Genomic DNA, 11240 nt, shown 5'->3' on the forward strand with positions numbered 1-11240 from the left:
CGAATGTTGAGATTTATCAGAAAAACATAGAAATCTTATATTTCGTGCTTTCCCTCTTTCGTGTTTTCGTGATTGGTCTTAATTTTTTGGCCGTAAAAAACACAATTTTATGATGCTAATACAACATGTTAAAGCGATTAATATCAGGAGCTGATGATGAAACAACCTAAAGATTATATTATTTTCCCCCTGGATCTGCCATCTGTAAGAAAAGCCAGAGAATATATTAAACTGCTCTCAGACAGAGTTGGCATGTTCAAAATCGGACTGGAACTGTTTATACGCTCAGGGCCTGAACTTATAGATTTCATTCATGATTCAGGCACCGCAGGCGTTTTTTTGGACCTGAAACTGCACGACATACCCATAACGGTTTTACGCGCAATGGAAGGGATTGCGGACCTCGGCGTCAAATTTGCCACCGTTCATTGCTCAGAATCAACCAAGATGCTCACAGCGGCTGTGGAAGGCGGCAGAGGGAAAGTCGATATTCTGGCAGTGACCGTTTTGACCAGTGTGTCAGGAGAAGACATTCATTTGGCCGGTTTTAAAGAAGAATTTTATACGGACATTTCCCGGCTGGTAATGCAAAGGGCGGTAAATGCAAAAAATGCAGGTTGCGCGGGTGTGGTCTGTTCCGGGCTTGAAGCTGAACTGATCAAAGCAAAAATGGGCAAAGACTTTGTTACCGTCACCCCTGGTATACGTCCATTGTGGCAAAGCATGAAAAAGGACGATCAGCAGCGCATCACTACTCCGGCCGTTGCCATTCAAAACGGATCGGATTATCTCGTAATCGGAAGGCCCATTCGCGATGCAGCTGATCCAAGGGAAGCGGCCGTTCGTATTGCAGATGAAATCGAGGCAGTATTGTAATTCATCGTTCAGCAAAGCGTCACTATAATATCAATAAGGAAAGAATTGGGTATGGAAACGCCATTTCATTAAAAGAACACAATGACTTTTTTATTCATATACCCGCTCCATTTTATTAACGACCTCTTTAATTTCATCCACCAGCCATTTCGGTTTAATCACCTTGACCTCATCCCCGAAGGAAAGCATACTTGATATTAACTCCGGTTCTGATGATGTGCTGAATGTTAATCTTGTTTTTCCATCTCGTTTCTTAACAATCTTTTGATCAGCGCTCCAGATCCGCTCAGACACATAGGCAGCAGCCCAGCCTGAAAATTCAAGTTCTACCCTAAATGCTTCTTCCTTTATGACACCAAATTTTTTATTAAACACCTTTTCAAAATCATAGTCTTTGGGAATTGTAAATAACCTGTCGGTTGTTTCAATTTTTCTAATCCTGTGAATGGCCAATAAAGGATCAAAGTCAGGGTCATCATAAGGTTTTTTCGGAGTCCTGGCCTTTTTTGCATGGAGGTAAACCGTATCACGGTGAGAAAATATCTTGAGCGGCTTAATATAAAATGTCTTCGCCTTTTTCGACATAATTGCCTTATAGGTAATTTTGCATATCTTTTTATTCTCCATGGCATTAATTATCAGCAGTATGGTCTTGTGATGGGAAGTGTAATCAATACTGCCGGAATAAAAAGATGCAAAATGATTGAAGGAACCTTGCTTTTCATCAGGAAAAAGTGCCCGGTTTTTTTCAAGGCCACGATTCGCTTCTTCTAAAAATCCATGTCCCAGCAGGTGCTGGGCAAAAATCTTGCACATATATAAAGCATTCAGTTCTGTATCCGTCAGGTTAATTACGGGTTTTGAAGCGGACAATCTTTTGATTCTATAAAACCTTTTTCTGCCCTCCTTCATTTCTTCAATATCAACACCGTATGATCTTCGAATATCACCAACAAGGCGCAGGACAGTTTGCTTGGAGCAGTTAAGCATCTTGGAAAGCTCTATGAGTGAATGACTTTTCCCTGAAAACAAGAGTTTCGCAAAAAGACTGATCAGTTTTTGGCCATAGCTTCTATAAGGGTCTATTTTTTCGGGCACTATTGCCTCCTGGAAAATATTTTTATCGTTCCGTTATATGGAATATTAGCATGCTATGATGTGGCAAATCAAGTCGAAAGGAGATTATTTATGGAAATAAGAATTCCAAGGAGAACCTCAGGTATTACGCCCGGCCGTATGGGAGCCGATAAGAATGAATTTTTTGTTTTAAGAAAATGCGCCATATATTTAACCAGGCATTTAAACAGATATCATTCTTTTAATGATGAAACACTGCAAATGGTTTGCTGGACGTTGGGAAACGATATGAAAAAGATCGGTAAATTCCTTTTTGCACAGTTGTCGAGCAGCCAGCGAAAAATGTTTTCAGAAGAATTTGATGATGCCGGTGAAAAGCATGATGATTATGCTTATGCTGTTGACAAGGTACTAAAGAAAATCAAAAAAAAGGATTCTAGAAAATTTGAAAATTTCATCATACAATTGCTGGATCAGAGGTTTAAAAGCCTTAACTACAGAGGGATGTCTGAAATAGAAAAGAACTTAGCGTCTTTTCGAAAAATGTTTAAGCTCTCTGATAACGAGATTGAACTTTGCACTTTTCTTTTTCTATTAAAAACTTTTGATGAACCCGAATCGTTTTTTGAGGATTATCTTAATTGCAACAAGTTTCGCGGGCAAAAATATCTTCTTAATATCCTGAGGATTTCATATAATAGCCTTACATCTTCTATGAAAAAGATCAATAAGATTGGCATTATCGATATTGACCGCCATGACTTTGAGCTCAATGATGACTTTGTATGCATATTACAAAATCCATCTGCAAAAACTTTTTCAACCCAACTTTATTTTCGAATAAAGAGCAGCACTATCCCACTTGGCTATCACTCCACCTATAAAGATAAAACCGCTCATATTTTAAAGCTGTTAGAAAAAAAGCAAAACTTACCGACCCATATACTGTTTTACGGTCCCCCCGGCACGGGTAAAACAAGTTTCTCCCATGGAATTGTAAATAAACTCGGCATTCCGGCATATGAGATTGCAAGAGAAATTAAAAATGAATCTATAAGTAGAAGGGCAGGACTTGTAGCCTGCATGAACATGGCAAATACCGGTCAGGGATCACTCATTATAGTTGATGAAGCAGATAATATGCTAAATACAATGGGTTCCTGGTTTATGCGGGGAGAAACCCAGGATAAGGGGTGGCTCAATCATTTTCTGGAAGAACCGGGGGCAAGGGTCATCTGGATAACCAACAGTATAGATAATATTGAAGATTCGGTATTGCGCCGTTTTGCCTTCAGCCTTTATTTTAGGCCTTTTAACATGCGCCAGCGCATTAAGCTGTGGGATGGCATACTTCGTATTAATAAAGCCAAACGCCATTTCAACCGGCCGGATATAGAATACTTTGCCAAGAAGTACAGCGTTAATGCAGGGACTATCGATCTTGCCGTAAAAAAGGCCATTGAAACAAATTCTGGTTCAAAAAAGAATATACAAAAAGCGGTTAAGATATCCCTTGAGTCTTATCAAGCCCTTAAAAATTCCGGCAGAGAACCTGTTAATAGAGATAAAGTTGAGAAAAATTATACTGTTGATGGATTGAATACCGATGGAAATATAAATGAAATGCTCGTTCAACTGGAACAATTCAACCGGTATCTTCTACATGCTAAAGATGAAAGAAGATTAAACTTTAACCTTCTGTTTTACGGCCCACCCGGAACCGGAAAGAGCGAACTTGCACGATATATCGCTGACCGGCTTGACAGGGAAATAATCTGCAAACGTTACAGTGACCTCCAGAGCATGTATGTTGGTGGGGGAGAAAAAAACATTAAGTCTGCATTTGAAGAGGCAGAGGCAGAAGAATCAATATTAATCATAGATGAGGCTGACTCCATGTTGTTCAGTCGTGACAGTGCACGCCAATCCTGGGAAATCAGTTTTACCAACGAATTTTTAACCCAGATGGAAAGATTTAAAGGAATCCTGATTTGCACCACAAATCGACTAAAAGCTCTGGATGATGCGTCAATACGAAGATTCAATCATAAGATAGGTTTTGATTATCTCGAACCCGATGGAAATGTCATATTTTATAAAAAGCTTTTGTCTCCACTAACTAAAACTCACTTAGACAAAGCAAACGAAGTACTTTTAAAAAGGATAACCTGCTTGGCCCCCGGTGATTTTAAAATAATCAAGGATAGATTTTCATTCTACTCACCGGAAGATGTCAGTACTGAAAATCTCGTTCAGGCTTTACAGGAAGTAGATAGAATAAAAAAGATTCAGTCAGGAGATAAACCCATTGGTTTTTAGGAGAAGATATGAATGGCAATAAACACCTATAAATTTTCAGAAAGACCGACAACCTTGATACCGTGAAGATAGTAACCATTTGAGTCAGTTTTGAAAGGTGTGGGCTTTATTCTTTGGGGAATGAGGCAAAATTGATAAAAACCCGGCTTGCTGGCAGAAAAAGCAAGCAGGGTTTGGGTAAAATGCTTCAGAAATATGTTTAACAAGGCATTGTCATCCTGTTCCTATTAAAACTTAAGCTTTCATTATTTATGCCGATATAGACTATAGAATATTATATTATCATTACTTGAAAGATGTAATTATAAGGAATAACTAATGACACATAAAGAAAGCTGTAAAAAGTGCAAGACCGCCTTTCTTAGAGCTTTAACAAAAGAATTTGTGGAAGTGACTGAACAGTGGAAATCCGGCTGGCCATGTAGGATTGATGCAATCCTTTCCATTCCTCAAATTACAAAGGCTACCGCTCGATCTCTTGAAAAAATCTACAAAGCCCTTCAAAATCATCGCGGATTCAAAGCGTTTGTAGGTAGAAAAACTCTGCCCGGTTGTGACTACTACATTAAATCTTTGAATTGCATTGTTGAATTTGATGAATCTCAACATTTTACCAGTCCAAGAGCATTAACATTGTCACGATACCCCAGGGGGTTAAAACTTGGGTACGACAGGAAGGTATGGCTTAACAGATGTCAGGAATTAAACAGGCATGATAATGACCCACCATCGAGAGATGAAACAAGGGCATGGTATGATACGATTCGGGATATTTTGCCTGTCACTTTTGGAATGAGACCAACAATCAGAGTTTTTGCTAAAGAAATGATCTGGTGTGAAGAAAACAATAAAAATATCTTGCATATTCTAAAAAGAAACTCAAACCCTTTAATATAACCTAAAGCCATGGAGGTAGAAAATGAAAAAAATAAGTACAATTATTAATGTTTGTTTGAATGATGAATGCGCCGACCGAGATGATTATCTGGAAAGATATGGAATACTAAAAGATGTTATAAACGGGATATGTGATGAATGGGAGCGATTTAATTTAGATGCTATAGTTTTCCCTGGAGGTTTTTGGCATCGAACAAAATACATTGGAAATAGAGATTATAAGTATCGAAAAGAAAGCCTGGAAAAAGAAACATTTTCTAGAAAAGCCATTGCGGCTGTTAAAAAACTTCAGAGTGAAGGGTTTGGAAAACCTTTGCTTGTGGCTGGTATTGATTCATGTAGTCATTCGAAACCTGACGGGTTCGATATCTATAAAACGAAATTTGGGAAGAATGCTCGTTCTTTTAGCAAGAGACCCAAAAATACAAAAATTTATGGAGATCAACTTTGTGTTGCTTGGTCATCAAAAGGAATAGCTGGAATTGGAAGAAAAGTATTCCCAGTTCAACCAAAATTAGGGAAAAATTTAAAGGATTTTGATGAAAATTATCAAGATGTAGATGCTCCTTATTACGTCACGTATGCAAGAGATTTCTATGATCCAAAGAGGGTTGTAAGATTGGAAAGTGGAAGGAATGCGTTATTATGTGCCTGTTATGATATATTTGGGTGCACTGAGAAATACAATCCAAGAGAAGATAGAACAAGTCAAATTGAATGGCTTGATGATGGAACTGGAAAGGTAATTCATGTGCGTTCAGAAAGAAATATTATCAGAAAATATGTTAGCAAATTTAATGAATTAATTGAAAAAGTTGACACTGCTTTGGTATCAATTCATGGTTTTAATAGCGCTACTGGCTCAAACTATACCGAAAGACACGGGATAGCGGCAACTTCTGCTGCTTTAGGCGGTGGAATGGTAATTGGTTCAGCGCATTTCAAAGAGTGTTTACCTTCAGATGAGAATAAAGCTACTTTAGCATCTTATAATATCTCAAAACGCTATTTAAATATGAAGAATAAGAATAAAAGAAAACTAAAAAACTTGATGCCAAAGCGGTCTCTATGGATGGAGTCATCAGAAGATATATTAATTAGACTATTTGAATGCCCGTGAAGGGGCTCATGAGACATCCTTTATAATTCGATTACTTATTTTGTAATAGTTTTAACTTGTTTTCCTTTGCAATTTTTTCTCCGCGGGCTACGAATTGGTTTGCTGTAGGCTAAGATATTTTTAAACGTTTTGACAATTGTACCATACTCTTACCAAGTTTCCTTGATGCCCGGAAACATACTAAAAGCCCGCTTAATAATAACTTCATATTTTATTGATCCGATTCATCCCTCATGATTGACTTCGAAATTGAGCATTTTTCAAAAGTCTCATCCGGCCCATACCCGAACAGGTATAAAAATTACTATTATGCTTAATTTTATACCCGATAAGGTATAGATTCTAAAATAACTCTTGATATTATACCCGAAATGATATAAATTGTTGACAAATTATTTTAACTATACCCGAAAAGGTGTAATTATGAATGATAAATTGGTTGTATTTGTTAAGCGCCGGCGCAAACAGTTGGGGCTGACTCAGGTGGACCTAGCTGATCGCGCCGGCGTGGGATTGCGTTTCATTCGAGATTTGGAGCAGGGCAAGCAAACGCTACGCATGGACAAGGTGAACCAGGTACTGGCTTTGTTTGGGCATTGTTTAGAGCCTGTTTCTGTTTCTGAGGATTAATAAATGTATCGTAAAGCCAACGTATTCTTCAACGATAAAATAGCCGGGTTGCTGTCAGAACAGGAAGAAGGTTATGTATTTCAGTATTCTGAATCCTATTTGGCTGACCCTGAAGCGCTGGCTGTCAGTTTTACGCTGCCTCTGCAAAAGGAGCCTTTTATCAGCAAAACAATGTTTGCTTTTTTTGACGGATTGATTCCAGAGGGCTGGCTGCTCGATGTTGCTGTAGAAACCTGGAAGTTGGACCCGCGCGACCGCATGGGACTTTTAATAACATGCTGCAAAGACTGTATCGGTGCGGTTTCGATAATTGCTGCGGAGAAATAAGAAAAATGACCGAAATAAAAAACTGTCTGATCTGCTACCAGCCTTTGGCAGAAAATCAAAAACTCTACCATCCGAAATGCAGCAAAAAACTTTTTTGGCAAAGTAACGCGCCCGAGTTGCCCTACGCTTATGGTGAATTAACAAAGTTAGCCCAAAAGGTTGTGCACAGCCGGATTACGATTCCCGGCGTACAGGCAAAACTTTCATTACTTTTGGATAAAAGCCTTAAAAAAAACAGTCGTTTTACGCTGGTTGGTTTATGGGGTAATTTCATATTGAAACCGCCGCTGGAAGCTTATCCCTTTATGCCGGAAATCGAGCATTTAACCATGCATCTGGCTGGGCTATTGAAAATCGACACCGTGCCACATGGCCTCATACCACTAAAGTCAGGTGAAATAGCCTATATTACGCGGCGCGTAGATCGATTGCCGGATGGGAAAAAACTCCACATGGAAGATATGTGCCAGCTAACCGAACGGCTGACAGAGGATAAATACCACGGCTCCATGGAACAAATCGGCAGAATTATTCAAAAATTATCTTCCAATAAAATATTCGATACCATTCGTCTGTTTGAGATCGCTTTGTTCTCATTTATAACCGGCAACGCGGACATGCATCTTAAAAATTTCTCATTAATCTATCCTTTGGATGGCATGGTCAATCTGTCTGCCGCTTATGATATGCTTGCGACGCGACTGCTCATTCCTGAAAAGGACGATCCTGAAGAGTTAGCGTTGACTCTCAATGGTAAAAAAAGAAAATTTGCCCGCAATGATTTCCACAGCTTCGCAACACATTTGGGCCTGAATGAAAGACAAATAATGAATGTTTTGAATCGCTTTACAGAGGCCATACCTGAAATGGTGTCAGTTATTGACAGGGGGTTCCTGCCTCAACAAAAAACAGATGAATTCAAACAACTGATTAAAGAAAGGGCCGCACGTTTTGAATTATAGGAGGGAAGGGAAGCGGCTATTCGTATTGCAGATGAAATCGAGGCAGTATTGTAATTCGCCGTTTTATGGTTATATTTCTTTCCTTGAAGCTTGATCCCACATCTTACCATTTTTTTTCGTCATCGGTAACAATCTCCTTGGTAGGTAGGGTTGATAAAATTGGTGTCTTATCTCTATCCTACCAGACTGTTACCCAAATTGTGAAGAAACAAACTGAAGCGGACTGAGATTAGATTTGAACCAGCCCCAAGGGACAGAATCCCACGGCGGCGTTGATCATCTCTGCCTGTATCGGTTTAACTGAGAAGATAGGGGGCGTGTACCATACCGATCTCATTCGTCGGTCTGGTACCGGGCAAACAGGCGATTTCCCGGACGAACCTTGGGTTTCATACATCGTTGTGCCCAGTCGGGCATAAACATTTATGGCAAACAGCATAAAGGATAAACAAAAAAAATATGAACGATTTTAATCAAAAAGAGATCAATCGGAGACGAACTTTTGGAATTATCAGCCATCCCGATGCCGGAAAAACCACGCTGACAGAAAAGTTTCTCCTTTTTGGTGGGGCAATCCAGCAGGCCGGAGCGGTTAAGGCAAGAAAAGCTGCCAGGCATGCCACCAGTGACTGGATGTCGATTGAAAAGGAGAGAGGTATTTCAGTGACAACTTCCGTAATGAAGTTTAACTACAGGGAGTTTGAAATTAATCTGCTTGATACACCGGGCCACCAGGACTTTTCAGAAGATACATACAGGGTGTTGACCGCCGTTGACAGTGCTCTGATGGTGATTGACAGTGCCAAAGGGGTGGAACCGCAGACCGAAAAGCTCATGGAGGTCTGCAGGATGCGGAATACCCCGATCATTACATTCATAAATAAGCTTGACCGTGAAGGTATGGCGCCTCTTGATATCCTGGATGACATCGAGAATAAACTGCAGATCGAATGTACGCCGCTTTCCTGGCCCATTGGCATGGGCAAGCGCTTTAAAGGTGTATATAATCTGTTTCACCGACAACTCCATATTTTCCAACCCGGCAGGGAAACCTCTGGCCAGGATGGAATCGTTATTAATGACCTGTATGATCCTGTTCTGGATAAACTTTTACGGCAACAGGCCGATGAATTGCGGGAAGATATTGCCCTGCTTGAAGGTGCCATGGATCCGTTTGACCACCCGCATTTTTTGACAGGAAGTCAAACTCCGGTTTTTTTCGGAAGTGCGATTAATAATTTCGGGGTTAAGGAGATGCTGGACGCATTGGTGGAACTGGCTCCCCAGCCAGACATCAGACCGGCTGTTTCCCGTAAAGTTTCACCATACGAAAAACAGTTTTCCGGCTTTGCTTTTAAGATACAGGCAAATATGAATCCGGCCCACAGGGACAGGATTGCGTTTGTCAGGATCTGTTCAGGAAAATTTACCAGAGGAATGAAAGTTGTCCACCACAGAATTGGAAAAGAGGTCGCCTTGGCCAATGCAACCATCTTCATGGCACAGAACAGGAAAAATGTAGACCAGGCATTTCCGGGAGATATTATCGGTATCCATAACCACGGTACCATAAAAATCGGCGATACTTTTACCGAAAAAGAACCTTTGAAATTCAGCGGAATTCCTCATTTTGCACCTGAGCATTTCAGACGCGTCCACTTGAAGAACCCGTTAAAGAGCAAGCAACTTCAAAAAGGATTGATCCAGCTCGCAGAAGAGGGGGCTGTCCAGGTTTTCCGGCCTGTCACCGGCAGAGATTATATTCTGGGGGCGGTCGGTGTGCTTCAGTTTGAGGTAACCATGGCACGCCTCAAGGCGGAATATGGCGTGGATGCCGTATATGAACCGGTGAATTTTAAGGTGGCCCGCTGGGTCGGGTGTGATGATGGGAAAAAAATGGCTGAATTTGAAAAACAGAATATCAGCCACATGGCAAGAGATGCTGAAGGATCTCTCTCCTTTCTGACCACCAGTGAATGGCAGCTGGATTATTGTATAAAAGAGTGGCCGGAGATAAAGTTTTTTAAGACACGTGAGATTAACTGACCACTCTACCTGCAGCAACCATCATTTTATCCCGATTCCGGCCCCCCTGTCACACGCCCCGAACATGCAGGAAGGTAAATAAGTGCCGACTGTCCCCACAGGACTATATGTTGTCCATTTGACGGCCTTTCGGTTACCCATCCAGCACGCTGATCAATGGATCCCCATTGGTTATCTTCCCGGCATGATGATGCGTGAATCCTCTTTTTTTTCCTTCACCTGCTGTTCGCGCATTTTTTTCACCCGTTCCACCATTTCACCCAACGCTTTCTGCATTGCCTCCGGGAATTCATTGATCGCCTCCTCGATGTTACCGGCCTTCAGGGCGGACTGAAGCGGCACCGGCCCTTCCGGAGACATCAGTTGGGTTTGGGCCATAAATATGGGTGTGCGACTGGAATCTTTCGTCCCGTCGGCGTTTACCGGTATAAGACGTCTGATTGACGCCACCTTGAGGTCGGTAATCGATTCTTCCTGATACAAATTGTTCTTATCAACGGTAAAATCGATCTGTGGTCCCTGTTCTCCATTGGTCATGTAAGCCTCCTTAAGTAAGATTAAAGTGTATAAACAATCATTCGGCGATACACTAACGCATGCCAGATCCGACACGCATCAGGTCCGGGTTGCCGTTGCTTAGGTCAAGGATATCCTGCGCCAATGGGTCATTTCCGGTAGACCGGTAGCACCAGTGTCTTGACCTTGCCCGAAGGGTAAAAAATGATTAGCAAAAAGAGGATAGGAACAATGAGAGGAATAACGCATGCGTAGACGCGATGCTTTTAAGTTCATACCTCTTGTCACAAGAAACATTAAAGGTGTTTCGTGATGACTTTCACGAACAGTTCGGGTGGTTTTTTCTTAACTAGTGTCCATCCACGGATATAACTATCCGTAATACATAAAAAAAGCGCATTTTGTAGTGGACTTTTTATTCTTTTTGCAGTATATGAAAAAGCGACAACAATTTGATATAACTACAAAAC

10 protein-coding genes are annotated in these 11240 nt (G+C 40.9%); 8 read left to right on the forward strand and 2 right to left on the reverse strand.

Going from position 1 to position 11240, the window contains the following annotated elements; all coding sequences use genetic code 11:
* The first annotated feature begins 153 nt into the window (after nucleotides 1–153).
* On the forward strand, nucleotides 154–876 hold the full coding sequence (pyrF, locus tag SWH54_05645; protein ID MDY6790735.1) for an orotidine-5'-phosphate decarboxylase: 723 nt from the start codon (nucleotides 154–156) through the stop codon (nucleotides 874–876).
* A 90-nt stretch (nucleotides 877–966) separates the two neighbouring features.
* Here pyrF and SWH54_05650 read toward each other — a convergent pair whose 3' ends face one another.
* Nucleotides 967–1974 (reverse strand): WYL domain-containing protein, encoded by a 1008-nt coding sequence (locus SWH54_05650; GenBank protein ID MDY6790736.1) that lies wholly within the window; start codon nucleotides 1972–1974, stop codon nucleotides 967–969.
* A 90-nt stretch (nucleotides 1975–2064) separates the two neighbouring features.
* Between SWH54_05650 and SWH54_05655 the strand changes: the two genes are divergently transcribed.
* The 7 genes from SWH54_05655 (at nucleotide 2065) to SWH54_05685 (ending at nucleotide 10254) form a co-directional block, all read left to right on the forward strand.
* Entirely contained in the window at nucleotides 2065–4272 is a 2208-nt protein-coding gene (locus SWH54_05655; GenBank protein ID MDY6790737.1) for an ATP-binding protein, read from the forward strand.
* A gap of 318 nt (nucleotides 4273–4590) precedes the next feature.
* Nucleotides 4591–5169, forward strand: a complete 579-nt coding sequence (locus SWH54_05660; GenBank protein ID MDY6790738.1) for a hypothetical protein — start codon at nucleotides 4591–4593, stop codon at nucleotides 5167–5169.
* 22 nt (nucleotides 5170–5191) lie between these two features.
* Nucleotides 5192–6289, forward strand: coding sequence for a hypothetical protein (locus tag SWH54_05665; GenBank protein MDY6790739.1), 1098 nt, complete (start codon nucleotides 5192–5194; stop codon nucleotides 6287–6289).
* A gap of 423 nt (nucleotides 6290–6712) precedes the next feature.
* Nucleotides 6713–6919, forward strand: a complete 207-nt coding sequence (locus tag SWH54_05670; protein ID MDY6790740.1) for a helix-turn-helix transcriptional regulator — start codon at nucleotides 6713–6715, stop codon at nucleotides 6917–6919.
* Between the two features lie 3 nt (nucleotides 6920–6922).
* A complete protein-coding gene (locus SWH54_05675; GenBank protein ID MDY6790741.1) occupies nucleotides 6923–7246 on the forward strand; it encodes a HipA N-terminal domain-containing protein in 324 nt (107 codons plus the stop codon).
* 5 nt (nucleotides 7247–7251) lie between these two features.
* Nucleotides 7252–8208, forward strand: coding sequence for a HipA domain-containing protein (locus SWH54_05680; protein MDY6790742.1), 957 nt, complete (start codon nucleotides 7252–7254; stop codon nucleotides 8206–8208).
* 459 nt (nucleotides 8209–8667) lie between these two features.
* Entirely contained in the window at nucleotides 8668–10254 is a 1587-nt protein-coding gene (locus SWH54_05685) for a peptide chain release factor 3 (protein ID MDY6790743.1), read from the forward strand.
* Nucleotides 10255–10425: 171 nt separating this feature from the next.
* Here the strand turns inward: SWH54_05685 and SWH54_05690 are convergent, their stop codons facing one another.
* Nucleotides 10426–10791 (reverse strand): cytoplasmic protein, encoded by a 366-nt coding sequence (locus tag SWH54_05690; protein MDY6790744.1) that lies wholly within the window; start codon nucleotides 10789–10791, stop codon nucleotides 10426–10428.
* Nucleotides 10792–11240 lie beyond the last annotated feature (449 nt).

The organism is Thermodesulfobacteriota bacterium, assembly GCA_034189135.1.
GTDB lineage: Bacteria > Desulfobacterota > Desulfobacteria > Desulfobacterales > JAUWMJ01 > JAUWMJ01.

What these genes read in the sequence shown, in the direction of transcription:
- pyrF (MDY6790735.1), top strand. Translation starts at nt 154, where the DNA reads ATGATGAAACAACCTAAAGATTATATTATTTTCCCCCTGGATCTGCCA.
- SWH54_05655 (MDY6790737.1), top strand. Translation starts at nt 2,065, where the DNA reads ATGGAAATAAGAATTCCAAGGAGAACCTCAGGTATTACGCCCGGCCGT.
- SWH54_05660 (MDY6790738.1), top strand. Translation starts at nt 4,591, where the DNA reads ATGACACATAAAGAAAGCTGTAAAAAGTGCAAGACCGCCTTTCTTAGA.
- SWH54_05665 (MDY6790739.1), top strand. Translation starts at nt 5,192, where the DNA reads ATGAAAAAAATAAGTACAATTATTAATGTTTGTTTGAATGATGAATGC.
- SWH54_05670 (MDY6790740.1), top strand. Translation starts at nt 6,713, where the DNA reads ATGAATGATAAATTGGTTGTATTTGTTAAGCGCCGGCGCAAACAGTTG.
- SWH54_05675 (MDY6790741.1), top strand. Translation starts at nt 6,923, where the DNA reads ATGTATCGTAAAGCCAACGTATTCTTCAACGATAAAATAGCCGGGTTG.
- SWH54_05680 (MDY6790742.1), top strand. Translation starts at nt 7,252, where the DNA reads ATGACCGAAATAAAAAACTGTCTGATCTGCTACCAGCCTTTGGCAGAA.
- SWH54_05685 (MDY6790743.1), top strand. Translation starts at nt 8,668, where the DNA reads ATGAACGATTTTAATCAAAAAGAGATCAATCGGAGACGAACTTTTGGA.
- SWH54_05690 (MDY6790744.1), bottom strand. Translation starts at nt 10,791, where the DNA reads ATGACCAATGGAGAACAGGGACCACAGATCGATTTTACCGTTGATAAG.